This window comes from Paenibacillus sp. MY03 (genome assembly GCF_002165585.1).
Taxonomy (GTDB): domain Bacteria; phylum Bacillota; class Bacilli; order Paenibacillales; family Paenibacillaceae; genus Pristimantibacillus; species Pristimantibacillus agaridevorans.
The window spans coordinates 76,256-91,399 of sequence record NZ_MXQD01000033.1; the positions used below are offsets into that span (position 1 = coordinate 76,256).

Below are 15,144 nucleotides of genomic sequence, written 5' to 3' on the forward strand. Positions count from 1 at the left end.
GTTATCTAGCGGACAGGGACATTTTTCCACAACGTGTCATATTGTTACATTTTTGCTAGAAATACGATAGGTTTCGGGGTGTGGTTCTGTTGACGTTGCAAGGTTACATAATGTATACTGACTCTATGTTTCTATCTGTTGAATCTAGCGCGGTGTACGCCTTGCAGGCCGGAGGGATAGTGTGTGAGTTACGACCTCAAAGAATGGAGTACGCTCGAATATGAGTGCAGTACGGACGAGGACATCGTAGAGGCGGTCCGTAACGGCGACAGCATTGCGCTTGAATATTTGATTAACAAATATAAGAACTTTGTGCGGGCGAAGGCCCGTTCCTACTTCCTAATCGGAGCCGATCGCGAAGATATCGTCCAGGAAGGCATGATCGGCCTGTACAAGGCGATCCGAGACTTCAAGGGCGACAAGCTCGCGAGCTTTAAGGCATTCGCTGAGCTCTGCATTACCAGGCAGATCATTACCGCGATCAAGACGGCCACGAGGCAGAAGCATATCCCCCTCAACTCCTACGTTTCCCTGGACAAGCCTATCTACGACGAGGATTCCGACCGAACGCTGCTGGATGTCATTTGCGGCACTCGCGTATCCGACCCCGAAGAGCTGATCATCAACCAGGAAGAATTCATCGGTCTTGAAGACAAGATGGCGGAGATTTTGAGCGATTTGGAACGCAAGGTTCTAATGCTGTATCTGGACGGAAGATCCTATCAGGAGATCGCCGTTGATCTCGATCGTCACGTAAAGTCGATAGACAACGCGCTTCAGCGAGTCAAGCGCAAGCTGGAGAAGTATTTGGAGATTCGCGATTTTGGAGGAGTATAGCTCCGCGGTTCCGGCATAGAGGACGTTTTGACGACTGGACTTGCAGGACGAGGATGTCGTCATCGTTTTAAGACAACGGACTGTCTTGGCCATCTGATCAACGTTTCAGGGGGCGAAGACAGTCCATTGGTTTATATGGAGGCGCAATCGGTCATACTGTACAGAGGTAGTTCAAAAAGTCCGCTTCCCATCACGAAGTATGCCACGGGGCATAGTCGACTTCGAACATTGAATTCAGGCGAAACTTCCGGTGCTCACGTAGCTTCCACTACGCTCCGCTCCTCAGTTTCTATCTTCTTTCAATCTTCTCGGTGCTGAAAACCGAACTTTTTGAACTCGCAATGATAGAATTCAGAGATCGATGCCAATATTTCGCAAGTCAGCAACAGGATGCATGCGTTGACACGACATAGCCCTTGTGATAAAGTGTTTAGGTAGGCCTGCAAACGGGTTCTTTTTTTGTTTGGCCGAAGTATTGGTGATGGAATCAATAAACTTGACTATAGAGTTTCGCGATTCGTATTTTTTAGCAGTTCGGGAGGTGTAATTCAATGCGGGTAATCATCACGTTGGCATGCACAAACTGCAAACAAAGAAACTATGCGACAACCAAGAACAAACGTAATCACCCCGACCGCATCGAGTTGAAGAAGTTTTGCAAGTTCTGTAACGAGCAGACTCCTCATCGCGAGACGAGATAGTCCATTGGAGGTGTAACCGTGACATTTTTGGCCAAACTGAAGCAAGGCTTTGGAACGACGTTTAGTTTTTTTGCCGACAGCTGGGCGGAACTGAAGAAGGTTCGCTGGCCAAGTCGTAAGGAGTTGACGAGCTATTCCATCGTCGTCTTGCTGACAGTTGTCGCTGTGACGATTTACTTCTGGCTTCTTGACATCGGAATCTCTGAATTGGTTCAACTCATTGTCTAATAAGGGACCAAAGGTGGATTTGTGATGGAAAAAAGATGGTATGTCGTACACACTTACTCCGGCTACGAGAACAAGGTGAAAGCCAACTTGGAGCGCCGGGTTGAATCGATGGGCATGGAAGACAAGATCTTTCGCGTGCTCGTTCCTATGGAAGACGAAGTGGTAGAAAAGGACGGAAAGAAGAAAACCGTCCAACGCAAGGTCTACCCTGGCTACGTTCTCGTAGAGATGGTTCAAACCGACGATTCGTGGTACGTTGTTCGCAATACGCCGGGAGTAACGGGATTTGTAGGTTCGACGGGCTCCGGTTCCAAGCCGACTCCTCTGCTGCCTGACGAAGTGGATCAGATTCTGAAACACATGGGCATGGAAGAGCCGAAGCCGAAGATCGAATTCGATCTAAAGGAAACGGTTCGCGTCAAAGTTGGTCCTTTTGCGGACTTTGTCGGATCGGTAGAAGAAATTTTGCTGGACAAGGCGAAGCTGAAGGTTCACGTCAACATGTTTGGCAGGGAAACCCCGCTTGAGCTGGATTACACTCAGGTGGAGAAGATATAATTATCCGGTTTCCGGAGCAAACTCGCTGACGCGGGTTTGTATATCAGGGCAAGGAGGTGTGAATCATGGCAAAAAAGGTCATCAAGATGGTCAAACTGCAAGTTCCTGCAGGCAAAGCGAATCCGGCTCCTCCAATCGGTCCGGCACTGGGTCAAGCAGGCGTTAACATCATGGCGTTCTGTAAAGAATTCAACGCTCGCACAGCGGATCAAGCAGGTCTGATTATTCCAGTCGTGATCACGGTATTCGAGGACCGTTCCTTCACATTCGAGACGAAGACTCCACCGGCAGCAGTATTGCTTCGCGTGGCAGCTGGTATCGAGAAGGGTTCCGGCGAACCGAACAAGAAAAAAGTCGCAACTGTGAAACGTGACAAAGTTCGCGAAATCGCAGAAACGAAGATGCAGGATCTGAACGCAGCTTCCGTCGAGGCGGCAATGCGTATGGTTGAAGGTACTGCCCGCAGCATGGGTATCTCCATCGCCGACTAATGGGGGAAACGTCCATCGGGACGGGAAGCCCAAGGTGTCTTCGAAGACGCCGACGCTTGGCGAAGCATGAGCTTCGCGAGGTGGGAGGATCGGTCCCAGGAGGCCGTTCCGCTATAACCACAAAGGAGGACAATTTCAATGGCTAAACACGGCAAGAAATATGCAGAAGCAGCCAAGCTGATCGACAGCGAAGCTACTTACGAGCCGGCTGAAGCAATCGAGCTTGTAAAGAAAACGGCAACAGCCAAGTTCGACGAATCCGTCGAAGTGGCCGTTCGTCTGGGTGTAGACCCACGTAAACAAGACCAAGCGGTACGCGGCGTTGTCGTACTTCCGCATGGCACAGGCAAAACAAAACGCGTTCTCGTTTTCGCTAAAGGCGAAAAAGTGAAAGAAGCGGAAGCTGCAGGCGCTGACTATGTCGGCGACGCAGACATGATCAACAAAATCCAACAAGGCTGGTTCGAATTCGACGTCTGCGTAGCAACGCCGGACATGATGGCTGAAGTTGGTAAGCTCGGTCGTATCCTGGGCGGTAAAGGCCTCATGCCTAACCCGAAAGCAGGTACGGTAACGTTCGACGTTGCCAAGGCCGTTCAAGAAATCAAAGCAGGTAAGATCGAGTACCGTCTGGACAAAGCGGGTCAAATCCACGCTCCAATCGGCAAAGTGTCGTTCGACGCTGAAAAGCTGAACGAAAACCTGAAAGCTCTGATCGACGCTCTGGTGCGCGCTAAACCGGCTGCTGCCAAAGGCGTTTACCTGAAAAACATCGCCGTTTCCTCCACGATGGGCCCTGGCGCTCGCGTATCAACTGCTAGCTACCGCTAAGCAAAAAGGAAACGACACTAAATTCGAATACGCATACCGTAGACAGTAGGTGTCCGGAAGGACTTAATTTCCTACCGAGGTGTTATGATAATACGTTAATGAAGTCGCGGCCTGCCGCATGTACTTGATAACGACATCATGGCCTTCGCAGTGTCTGCGAAGGCCTTTTCTCATGCACCCAAGGAGAAGGAAATTTATCGTATCACGGCATGTAAAATTTAACGGGAGGTGTACAGTTTGGCTAACGCTAAGATCATCCAAGAGAAACAAGAAGCGGTTGCGGTTGTCGCGTCGAAGCTCACTTCGAGCTCCAGCACGGTTATCGCCGACTATCGCGGATTGAACGTCGCGCAAGTAACGGAACTGCGTAAGCAACTCCGCGAAGCGGGCGTTGACTTCCAAGTTCTGAAAAACTCGATCGTTCGTCGCGCCACGGAAGGTACAGAACTGACGTCGCTGAACGACATTCTTACAGGTCCTACGGCAGTAGCATTCAGCGGTGAAGACGCTGTTGCTCCGGCCAAAATTCTTAACAACTTTGCCAAAAAGAACGATGCCCTGAAATTAAAAGGCGGCGTTGTAGAAGGTAAAGTCGTTAGCGCTGAAGAAATCAAGGCGCTTGCAGAGCTTCCTTCCCGCGAAGGCTTGCTCTCCATGCTCCTCAGCGTGCTTCAAGCTCCAATGCGCAACTTCGCGCTTGCGGTTAAAGCAGTTGGAGAAAAACAAGAAGCTAGCGCGTAAGCAAAGCTTCTGCCCCGGCAAGACCGATGCCGCCTGACAGGTCAGGCATCATAACTAGCAATACAACAACCAAAACTAAACCATTCGGAGGTATATACCATGTCTAAAGAGCAAATCTTGGAAGCCATTAAAGGTATGACAGTTCTTGAACTGAACGATCTCGTGAAAGCAATCGAAGAAGAATTCGGCGTAACTGCTGCAGCTCCAGTAGCAGTAGTAGCTGGCGGCGGCGCTGCTGAAGCTGCTGCTCAAACTGAATTCGACGTTATCCTGACAAGCGCTGGCGCTTCGAAGATCAACGTAATCAAAGTTGTTCGCGAAATCACGGGTCTTGGCCTGAAAGAAGCTAAAGAGCTGGTTGATGGCGCTCCTAAAGCTATCAAAGAAAAAATCGGCGAAGACGAAGCTAACGGTATCAAAGCTAAGCTTGAAGAAGCTGGCGCAGCCGTTGAAGTTAAGTAATATCGCTTCTCGATAACCTGCAGCGGGATGATCGTCTGACGAAAATCCCGCTGGCGAACCCCTTGATACCGTGAGGTAACAAGGGGTTCCTTGCATGTTGCCGAGTTATGAGGATAAGGAGGCGGCGGAACATGTCGAATCACTATTATTCCAAAGCGCCGGAGGCGAAACATAATCGCCAAACCGTCGAGACGCTTCTAAGGGGACGCAAGCTGAAGTTTACGACAGATGCAGGCGTGTTCTCCAAGACGGGCGTCGATTATGGCAGTAAAGTGTTGATTGATGCCATGGAGCTGTCGGAGAGCGACCGAGTGCTCGATATCGGCTGCGGCTATGGGCCCATCGGGCTTAGCGCGGCAGGACTAGTCCCGCGAGGGTCGGTAACGATGGTCGATATTAATGAGAGAGCAGTAGAACTTGCGAAGGAGAATGCTGCGCTCAACGAGATTGGCAATGTGCAGATCATGCAAAGCGATCTCTATGAGTCCGTATCCGAGAGAGAGTTCGACGCCATTTTGACAAACCCGCCGATTCGTGCCGGCAAGGCGGTTGTCCACCGGATTTTTGAAGAAGGACATGCTTTTTTGAAGAAGGGCGGCAGCTTGTGGGTCGTCATTCAGAAAAAGCAAGGGGCCCCATCCGCGCTGGAGAAGCTGGAGCAATTGTACGAGGAAGTGGTCGAAGTGACCAAAGACAAGGGATACCGGATTTTTCGAGCCAAAAAATAGAAATACCCGATTTTTGATCAAATGTCAATGTTTTTTTGTTTGAAACGTTGGAAATGAATTGACTTGACAATTTGGATATGGTAATATTATAAAATGTCAGTATAAAATTGCTGTAATTCTCTTTAGTTAACTAAAATGTCAAGTGCAATTTTCCGTAGTGAATGCATACTTTTGGAGCATTTGACGTATAATGTTTACATTTTGGGCAAAATACTTGATATGGGACCTGCGCGGTCAGCCGCGTCAGGCAAACTGCCGGAAACATGCTCTTTTTTCGAACCTATTCGATAAGGGCTTTTCTTTATTTATCTGTATGGGCGGCTGCCGCCGCCTAAGAGAGTAACGCAGTAGTATCGATGCTGTGAGACAGACACGAGGGGTGAGGTTAAGTTGGCAGGACAACTTGTTCAGTATGGTCGGCGTGCTAGAAGAAGCTACGCTAGGATCAGCGAGGTGCTGGAAGTCCCGAACCTGATTGAAATCCAACAAAAATCGTACGAGAAATTTTTGGACAGCGATTTAATCGAATTGTTCCAGGATATCTCTCCGATTTCGGACTTTACGGGCAATCTTTCACTGGAATTTATCGACTATAGCTTAGGCGAGCCGAAGTATTCGGTGGATGAGTCGAAGGAACGCGACGTAACTTACGCGGCTCCGCTGCGCGTAAAAGTAAGGCTGTTCAATAAGGAGACGGGCGAGGTTAAGGAGCAAGAAGTATTCATGGGCGATTTCCCGCTTATGACCGAGACCGGCACATTCATTATTAACGGCGCAGAACGCGTTATCGTCAGCCAATTGGTTCGTTCCCCGAGTGTGTACTTCAGCACGAAGGTAGATAAGAACGGCAAGAAGACGTACACGGCGACGGTTATTCCGAACCGTGGCGCTTGGCTGGAACTGGAAACGGATGCCAAGGACATCATCTACGTTCGTATCGACCGGACCCGGAAAATTCCGGTAACGGTACTTTTGCGCGCGCTTGGGTTTGGCACTGACGCCGAAATTTTGGATTTGCTCGGACATGACGAGTATATCCGCAACACGCTGGACAAAGACAGCACGGATTCCACGGAGAAAGCGCTGATCGAGATTTATGAGCGTCTTCGTCCGGGCGAGCCGCCTACTTTGGACAACGCGAAGAGCTTGCTTGTCGCTCGTTTCTTCGATCCCAAACGATATGACTTGGCCAATGTTGGCCGTTACAAAATAAACAAGAAGCTGCACATCAAGAACCGTCTGTTCAATCAGCGTCTTGCCGAGAACCTCGTTGATCCGTCTACCGGCGAGATCATCGCGGAATCCGGCCAGATGATTGACCGTCGCCTTCTTGACGAAATTCTCGAAAAGCTCGAGACCGACGTGGGTTTCAAAACGTACCATGTCGCTAACGGCGTTCTGGATGCGGATAGTATTCCACTCCAAGCCATCAGCGTATTCTCGCCGCTCGACGAAAATAAGGTAATCAAAGTTATCGCGAACGGTATAATCGATAAATCCGTCAAACATATCACGTCTGCGGATATTATTTCGTCGATTAACTATTTCATTAACTTGCTGCACGGCGTCGGCAGCACGGACGATATCGATCACTTGGGCAATCGTCGTCTACGCTCCGTAGGCGAGCTGCTGCAGAACCAATTCCGAATTGGTCTATCCCGTATGGAACGCGTTGTCCGCGAGAGAATGTCGATTCAGGACGCCAACGCGATCACGCCGCAGGCGCTGATCAACATTCGTCCCGTTATCGCATCCATCAAGGAGTTTTTCGGTTCGTCCCAGCTGTCCCAGTTCATGGACCAGACGAATCCGCTTGCCGAGCTTACGCATAAGCGCCGTCTGTCCGCTCTGGGCCCCGGCGGTCTGACGCGGGAGCGCGCAGGCTTCGAAGTTCGTGACGTCCATCACTCGCATTATGGCCGGATGTGTCCGATCGAGACGCCTGAGGGACCGAACATCGGTTTGATCAACTCTTTGTCGACGTTCGCCCGCATTAACGAATACGGCTTTATCGAAGCGCCGTATCGCTGGGTGGATCCCAAGACGGGTATCGTGACGGATCAGATCGCTTATTTGACGGCAGACGAAGAGGATAACTACGTTATTGCGCAAGCGAACGCGGAGCTCACTCCGGATAACAAGTTCGCCGAGTCGCAGACGATTGTCCGTTACAATAAACAAGCCGATAACATTTTGACTATGCCAAGCGACCGCGTCGACTATATGGACGTATCGCCTAAGCAGGTCGTGTCGGTTGCGACGGCGCTCATTCCGTTCCTTGAAAATGACGACTCCAACCGCGCGCTTATGGGTTCCAACATGCAACGGCAGGCTGTACCGCTGCTCATTCCTAAAGCTCCATTCGTGGGCACTGGCATGGAGCATAAGGGTGCGAAAGACTCCGGCGTATGTATCGTGTCGAAATACGATGGCGTCATTGAACGTGCGTCCGCCAACGAAATTTGGCTTCGCCGCGTCGAGATGATCGATGGCAAGCCGGTGAACGGAGATCTCGTGAAGCATAAGCTTCACAAGTTTATGCGTTCCAACCAGGGCACATGCATCAATCAGCGTCCGCTGGTCCGCAAAGGCGATATCATCAAGAAGGGTGATATCATGGCGGATGGTCCTTCCACGGAGATGGGCGAACTCGCGCTTGGCCGCAACGTTGTCGTTGCGTTTATGACGTGGGAAGGCTACAACTACGAGGATGCCATCTTGCTTAGCGAGAAGCTGGTTAAGGAAGACGTATACACGTCCATTCATATCGAAGAATACGAATCCGAAGCCCGCGATACGAAGCTGGGTCCGGAAGAGATTACACGCGACATCCCGAACGTCGGCGAAGAGGCGCTTCGCAATCTCGACGAGCGCGGTATTATCCGCGTCGGCGCCGAGATCGGCGCAGGCGACATCCTGGTCGGCAAGGTTACTCCGAAGGGCGTTACTGAGCTGACGGCCGAAGAGAGATTGCTTCATGCCATCTTCGGCGAGAAAGCGCGCGAGGTTCGCGACACTTCGCTTCGCGTACCGCATGGTACCGACGGCATCGTCGTGGATGTAAAAGTATTTACCCGCGAAAACGGCGACGAACTGCCTCCAGGCGTTAACCAGCTCGTTCGCGCTTATATCGCTCAGAAGCGTAAGATCTCCGAAGGCGACAAGATGGCCGGACGTCACGGTAACAAAGGGGTTATCGCACGTATCATGCCGGAAGAAGATATGCCGTTCCTGCCGGACGGAACGCCTGTAGAGGTCGTTCTGAATCCGCTCGGCGTACCTTCCCGGATGAACATCGGTCAAGCGCTGGAGGTTCACCTTGGCATGGCGTGCAAGCATCTGGGCATTCATGCCGCTACTCCTGTATTCGACGGCGCGAACGAAGAAGACGTCTTCGATACGATGGAAGAAGCAGGCATGCAGCGGAACGGTAAGACGGTTCTGTACGATGGACGTACAGGCGAATCGTTCGAACGCGAAGTAACGGTTGGCGTCATGTACATGATCAAGCTCGCGCACATGGTCGACGACAAGATCCATGCCCGTTCCACGGGTCCATACTCCCTCGTTACGCAACAGCCGCTGGGCGGTAAAGCCCAGTTCGGCGGACAGCGCTTCGGCGAGATGGAAGTTTGGGCGCTCGAGGCTTATGGCGCTGCATATACGCTTCAAGAAATTCTTACCGTCAAGTCCGATGACGTGGTCGGCCGCGTGAAGACGTACGAGTCGATCGTCAAGGGCGAGAACGTGCCAGAGCCTGGCGTTCCAGAATCGTTTAAAGTTTTGATCAAAGAGCTTCAGAGCTTGGGTATGGACGTTAAAATCCTGTCCGAAAATGAAGAAGAGATCGAAATGAAAGAAATCGACGACGAGGATGAGGGTACGGGCGACAAGCTGAACCTCAATCTGGAAGGCGCCGAAGCAGGAGCCGAATAAGCTTTATCGACCGCATAAGAATTTACAGGTTTCCGATCATGTCGGAAATCTGAAATTCTTATTGGCGATAAAACCTGTCTCGTGCTTACCAAGCGGCTTTGCTTTGCAAAGCAGGAGGTCGCACATCTTCGAATTGGCCTCGATAGAGGTTTTCTCAATAGACACCGTCATACATGACGAAGGAGGGTTGCTCCTTGTTGGACGTGAACAACTTCGAGTATATGAAAATAGGTCTGGCTTCGCCGGATAAAATTCGCTCGTGGTCCCGCGGAGAAGTCAAGAAGCCGGAAACCATTAACTACAGAACGTTGAAACCCGAGAAGGAAGGTCTCTTCTGCGAGAAGATCTTCGGTCCGACCAAGGACTGGGAGTGCCATTGCGGCAAATATAAGCGGGTTCGTTACAAGGGCGTTGTCTGCGATCGCTGCGGCGTCGAAGTAACTCGCGCCAAAGTTCGCCGCGAGCGGATGGGTCATATTGAACTGGCCGCTCCCGTCTCCCATATCTGGTATTTTAAAGGCATTCCGAGCCGCATGGGGCTTGCACTAGATATGTCCCCGCGTTCGCTGGAGGAGATCATCTACTTTGCATCCTATGTCGTAACGGATCCAGGGGATACGCCTCTCGAAAAGAAACAGCTCCTGTCCGAGAAGGAATACCGCAGCTACCGTGAGAAATACGGCTACGGCTTCCAGGCCGGCATGGGCGCCGAAGCCGTCAAGAAGCTGCTTCAGGATATCGACGTAGAGCGTGAGCTCGAGCAGTTGAAGGAAGATCTTCGTACAGCTCAAGGGCAGCGTCGTAACCGTGCTATCAAGCGTCTCGAAGTTATCGAAGCTTTCCGCAACTCCGGCAACGAGCCGGAATGGATGATTCTAGACGTGCTCCCGGTTATCCCGCCGGAGCTTCGTCCGATGGTACAGCTGGACGGCGGCCGCTTTGCGACCTCCGACCTGAACGATCTGTATCGCCGCGTAATCAACCGGAACAACCGTCTTAAGCGTCTGCTTGATCTCGGCGCGCCGGACATTATCGTACAGAACGAAAAACGCATGCTTCAGGAAGCGGTTGACGCCCTGATCGATAACGGACGTCGCGGACGTCCGGTAACTGGTCCCGGCAACCGTCCGCTGAAATCCCTCAGCCACATGCTGAAGGGTAAGCAAGGACGTTTCCGTCAGAACCTTTTGGGTAAACGGGTTGACTATTCCGGTCGTTCCGTTATCGTCGTAGGACCAAACCTTAAGATGTTCCAATGCGGTCTTCCTAAGGAAATGGCACTGGAGCTGTTCAAGCCGTTCGTGATGAAGGAGCTTGTAAACAAAGGCCTTGCCCATAATATCAAGAGCGCGAAACGTAAAGTCGAACGCGTAAGCCCTGAGGTATGGGATGTTCTCGAAGAAGTAATTAAAGAACATCCGGTTCTCCTGAACCGTGCCCCCACGCTGCACAGACTCGGCATTCAAGCATTCGAGCCGATTCTTGTCGAGGGACGCGCGATCAAGCTGCATCCGCTCGTATGTACGGCTTACAACGCCGACTTCGACGGTGACCAGATGGCCGTTCACGTACCGCTCTCCGCGGAAGCGCAAGCGGAAGCGCGCCTGCTTATGCTGGCGTCCGGCAACATCCTTAACCCTAAGGACGGCAAACCGGTCGTCACACCTTCCCAGGATATGGTGCTTGGCAGCTTCTATCTGACGATGGACAACAAGGAAGCCAAAGGCTCCGGATCCGTCTTCGCGACGGTCAACGAAGCGATCTCCTCGTACCAACGTGGTATCGTATCGCTGCATGCGCGTATTTTCATCCCGGTGAAAGTGCTCAATAAGAAAAACTTTACGGAGAAACAGCAAGCTTCTCTAATGGCTACTACGGTAGGTAAAGTGATCTTTAACGAAATCTTCCCCGAAGATTTCCCATATATCAACGAAGCGACGAAAGTAAACCTTCTGCAAGGTACGCCAGACAAGTACTTTGTGTACGAGAAGGGTTCGGACTTGACGAAGTTTGTCGATGAGATCGCAACAGCTGGCGCGGTAGGCAAAGACTTCCTCGGCACGATCATTGCAGAATGCTTCCGTCAGTACCATACAACCTTGACTGCGGTTATTCTTGACCGCATCAAGCAGCTGGGCTTCACTTATTCCACCAAAGCGGGCATTACGATCGGCGTATCCGACGTTATTGTTCCGAAGGAAAAAGCGGAGATCATGAAGGCTTCCGACGAGAAGGTCGCTACCGTTATGAATCAGTACCGCCGCGGTCTGATTACGAACGAAGAGCGTTATGACCGGATCATCAGCATCTGGAGCAAATGCAAGGATGAGATTACGGAAGTCCTCATGAAATCGATGGATCGTTACAACAACATCATGCTCATGGTCGACTCCAAAGCACGGGGTAACAAATCCCAGATTACACAGCTAGGCGGCATGCGTGGTCTGATGGCGAATCCATCCGGCCGTATCATCGAGTTGCCGATCAAATCGAACTTCCGCGAAGGTCTGACCGTCCTCGAGTACTTCATCTCGACGCACGGAGCACGGAAAGGTCTTGCCGATACGGCTCTTCGTACGGCCGACTCCGGTTACCTGACTCGCCGTCTCGTAGACGTTGCGCAGGACGTTATCGTTCGCGAAGACGATTGCGGCACGGACAAAGGGTTTACCGTTAGCAAGATCCAGGACGGCAAAGAAGTCATCGAGGACCTGTACGACCGTATCGAAGGGCGTTACGCATTCGAGACGATTCGTCATCCGAAGACTGGCGAAATTATCGTCAACCGCAGCGAACTGATCGACTCCGGCAAAGCAGATGCGATTATCGATGCGGGCGTAGAGAAACTTCAAATCCGTTCCGTACTAAGCTGCCGCGCGCGTCATGGCGTCTGCAAAATCTGCTACGGCCGTAACCTGGCAACCGGCAAGCACGTTGAGATCGGCGAAGCGGTAGGCATTATCGCGGCGCAATCCATCGGCGAACCGGGAACACAGCTGACGATGCGTACATTCCATACCGGCGGCGTTGCCGGCGACGATATTACGCAAGGTCTCCCGCGTATCCAGGAGCTCTTTGAGGCGCGTAATCCGAAAGGTCAAGCGATTATCTCCGAGCTCGACGGCGTTATCAAGGAAATTCGCGAGGCGAAGGACCGCAGAGAGATCGAAGTGCAAGGCGAAGCCGAGACAAAGGTGTACGCTGTGACATACGGCTCGCGTATTCGCGTGACGGAAGGACAGCACATCGAAGCAGGCGACGAATTGACCGACGGTTCCATCGATCCGAAGGATATGCTGCGCATTAAAGGTATCCGTGGCGTTCAGAACTATATCCTGCAGGAAGTACAGCGCGTATACCGGAACCAGGGCGTTGAGATCAACGACAAACACGTCGAGGTTATGATCAAGCAAATGCTCCGGAAGATCCGTATCGTGGACGCTGGAGGTACGACACTGCTGCCAGGCGCGTTCGTAGACATTCACGAATACGAGTCCGCTAACCGCGAAGCGATTTTCGCTGACAAGGAGCCTGCGGTTGCGAAGCCCGTACTGCTTGGTATTACGAAGGCGTCGCTGGAGACGGATTCGTTCCTGTCCGCGGCATCGTTCCAAGAGACGACTCGCGTATTGACCGACGCTGCTATTAAAGGCAAAGTCGACCAGTTGCTCGGCCTGAAGGAGAATGTTATCATCGGCAAGCTGATCCCGGCTGGTACGGGTATGCAACGCTACCGCAACATTCGCTTCGCCGGGTTGGAAGACGAAATTGTCGAAGGCATGGAGCTTGAAGAAGCTGCTGAAGCTGTAGTGGTTGAATAATGATTAAGGATCAGCACAGATGTGCTGATCTCAACAGAAACGATGCTTTCCCCTTGAGGGGGAAGGTGTCGTTTCTTTTTTTTGCATGCGAAAAAGAGTCGAAAAAATAGATAAAATTTTTTTTATAAAACCTACAACTACTTGCGTCTTACAGGTGTTTATAGGATGAAGGTACATGCGCGATAGGAGAGGGATCCATGTTGTCGAATAGCCACGAAATCGACGAAGTGCTTGAATACATCAGAATTAAATTTGAGGTTCCGCATGGAGATGTTGAGCTTGAGCTTGAGCTGGCCGGCATTCGAGCAGAGCTCGAGAAGCTGCAAAAAAAATCAGTGATTATACAAGCGAATTTTGGATAGGCTGTACCTGCTCCGGTCGTAACAGCGAGTCGATTCCGTATGAGAAACGGGTATTGCATATCGATAAAGCTCGGGCAGGTATAGAGCGGTCGCTGGCCAATCCGTACCTTTCCGCCAAGTCAAATGACTAAGAGCGATATGCAAAATATTCGTAAATATGGCTAAACGACAAAAAGTGCCACTAATCTTGCTTGACATTGGTATAGGCGAAGTGATAATATATCGAAGTGTGCCTGATGACCGGGCTTATGGAATACTTTTGTTTCATTATGAACCGCCTGGGTCTGTGGGCTTAAACTGTGGATGAAATGTCTACTATGAGAAAACCTTTATCGAGGTCAATCAAAGATGAGAGACCGCGTTCTTAAGGTAGGTTTTATCGCCAATAAGACTTTATGTTTCCGACATGTACGGGAATTGTCAATTCTTATGTGGACATCAAGACATGAATAAGGGGAAGGGGGTGGCAACATGCCAACTATTAACCAGCTCGTTCGCAAAGGCCGTCAAGCGAAAGTCGTGAAATCGAAATCGCCAGCCTTGCAAAGAGGTTTCAACGCTCTGAAACGTGAAGCAACTGAAATCAGCGCTCCGCAAAAACGCGGTGTGTGCACTCGTGTAGGTACAATGACTCCGAAAAAACCGAACTCCGCGCTTCGTAAGTACGCGCGTGTACGCTTGACTAACCGTGTTGAGGTTACTGCGTACATCCCAGGTATCGGTCATAACCTGCAAGAGCACAGCGTTGTTTTGATCCGTGGCGGTCGTGTTAAGGACCTTCCGGGTGTACGTTACCATATCGTTCGCGGCGCATTGGATACTGCGGGTGTTAACAACCGTAACCAGGCCCGTTCCAAATACGGTACGAAACGTCCTAAAGTTAAAAAGTAAGAATAGCCCGATCGGGATATTCCAAGCAAGTACAAGCCACTATTAGAAGAAAGGGGGACTTTACATGCCACGCAAAGGTCCTGTAACAAAACGCGATGTGCTGCCGGATCCGGTTTACAATAGCAAACTGGTAACTCGTCTGATCAACCGTATTATGATCGACGGCAAGAGAGGTACTGCACAAACGCTGTTATACGATGCTTTCAAGCTGATCCAGGAGCGTTCCGGTAAAGATCCAATGGAAGTGTTCGAAGCAGCATTGAAAAACATCATGCCGGTTCTTGAGGTTAAAGCTCGCCGTGTAGGCGGCGCTAACTATCAAGTGCCAATCGAGGTTAAGCCTGAGCGCCGTACGGCTCTTGGTCTTCGTTGGCTCGTGAACTACTCGCGCAACCGCGGCGAGAAAACGATGACTGAACGTCTGGCTGCCGAGATTTTGGATGCTTCCAATAACACAGGCGCATCTGTTAAGAAGCGTGAAGACACGCACAAAATGGCTGAAGCAAACAAAGCGTTTGCTCACTACCGTTGGTAGGATAACCATAATCGAGAGGAGA

At 51.1% G+C, this 15,144-nt stretch carries 14 protein-coding genes and 1 other annotated feature; all 14 genes read left to right on the top strand.

What is annotated here, in order from left to right:
* Nucleotides 1-183 precede the first annotated feature (183 nt).
* Nucleotides 184-837, top strand: coding sequence for an RNA polymerase sporulation sigma factor SigH (gene sigH, locus B1748_RS22980; protein WP_087570292.1), 654 nt, complete (start codon nt 184-186; stop codon nt 835-837).
* 551 nt (nt 838-1,388) lie between these two features.
* Nucleotides 1,389-1,538, top strand: coding sequence for a 50S ribosomal protein L33 (rpmG, locus tag B1748_RS22985; RefSeq protein WP_082967189.1), 150 nt, complete (start codon nt 1,389-1,391; stop codon nt 1,536-1,538).
* A gap of 18 nt (nt 1,539-1,556) precedes the next feature.
* On the top strand, nt 1,557-1,766 hold the full coding sequence (gene secE / locus B1748_RS22990) for a preprotein translocase subunit SecE (protein WP_087570293.1): 210 nt from the start codon (nt 1,557-1,559) through the stop codon (nt 1,764-1,766).
* A 24-nt stretch (nt 1,767-1,790) separates the two neighbouring features.
* The gene (gene nusG, locus B1748_RS22995) at nt 1,791-2,324 is read left to right on the top strand and encodes a transcription termination/antitermination protein NusG (protein WP_087570294.1); all 534 of its coding nucleotides are present in this window, start codon (nt 1,791-1,793) and stop codon (nt 2,322-2,324) included.
* Between the two features lie 65 nt (nt 2,325-2,389).
* Nucleotides 2,390-2,815, top strand: coding sequence for a 50S ribosomal protein L11 (gene rplK / locus B1748_RS23000; RefSeq protein ID WP_087570295.1), 426 nt, complete (start codon nt 2,390-2,392; stop codon nt 2,813-2,815).
* A 138-nt stretch (nt 2,816-2,953) separates the two neighbouring features.
* The gene (rplA, locus tag B1748_RS23005; RefSeq protein WP_087570296.1) at nt 2,954-3,646 is read left to right on the top strand and encodes a 50S ribosomal protein L1; all 693 of its coding nucleotides are present in this window, start codon (nt 2,954-2,956) and stop codon (nt 3,644-3,646) included.
* 18 nt (nt 3,647-3,664) lie between these two features.
* Nucleotides 3,665-3,826: a sequence feature (ribosomal protein L10 leader region), on the top strand.
* Between the two features lie 57 nt (nt 3,827-3,883).
* The gene (gene rplJ, locus B1748_RS23010) at nt 3,884-4,387 is read left to right on the top strand and encodes a 50S ribosomal protein L10 (protein ID WP_087570297.1); all 504 of its coding nucleotides are present in this window, start codon (nt 3,884-3,886) and stop codon (nt 4,385-4,387) included.
* Nucleotides 4,388-4,486: 99 nt separating this feature from the next.
* Nucleotides 4,487-4,849: a 50S ribosomal protein L7/L12 gene (gene rplL / locus B1748_RS23015; RefSeq protein WP_087570298.1), complete on the top strand. Its 363-nt coding sequence runs from the start codon at nt 4,487-4,489 to the stop codon at nt 4,847-4,849.
* 131 nt (nt 4,850-4,980) lie between these two features.
* A complete protein-coding gene (locus B1748_RS23020) occupies nt 4,981-5,577 on the top strand; it encodes a class I SAM-dependent methyltransferase (RefSeq protein WP_087570299.1) in 597 nt (198 codons plus the stop codon).
* 390 nt (nt 5,578-5,967) lie between these two features.
* Nucleotides 5,968-9,513 (top strand): DNA-directed RNA polymerase subunit beta, encoded by a 3,546-nt coding sequence (gene rpoB, locus B1748_RS23025; RefSeq protein ID WP_087570300.1) that lies wholly within the window; start codon nt 5,968-5,970, stop codon nt 9,511-9,513.
* A gap of 194 nt (nt 9,514-9,707) precedes the next feature.
* Nucleotides 9,708-13,334: a DNA-directed RNA polymerase subunit beta' gene (rpoC, locus tag B1748_RS23030; RefSeq protein WP_087570301.1), complete on the top strand. Its 3,627-nt coding sequence runs from the start codon at nt 9,708-9,710 to the stop codon at nt 13,332-13,334.
* Nucleotides 13,335-13,531: 197 nt separating this feature from the next.
* Nucleotides 13,532-13,696 (top strand): hypothetical protein, encoded by a 165-nt coding sequence (locus B1748_RS36990; protein WP_179215758.1) that lies wholly within the window; start codon nt 13,532-13,534, stop codon nt 13,694-13,696.
* 471 nt (nt 13,697-14,167) lie between these two features.
* Entirely contained in the window at nt 14,168-14,587 is a 420-nt protein-coding gene (rpsL, locus tag B1748_RS23035) for a 30S ribosomal protein S12 (RefSeq protein ID WP_087570302.1), read from the top strand.
* A gap of 64 nt (nt 14,588-14,651) precedes the next feature.
* A complete protein-coding gene (gene rpsG / locus B1748_RS23040) occupies nt 14,652-15,122 on the top strand; it encodes a 30S ribosomal protein S7 (RefSeq protein WP_087570303.1) in 471 nt (156 codons plus the stop codon).
* Nucleotides 15,123-15,144 lie beyond the last annotated feature (22 nt).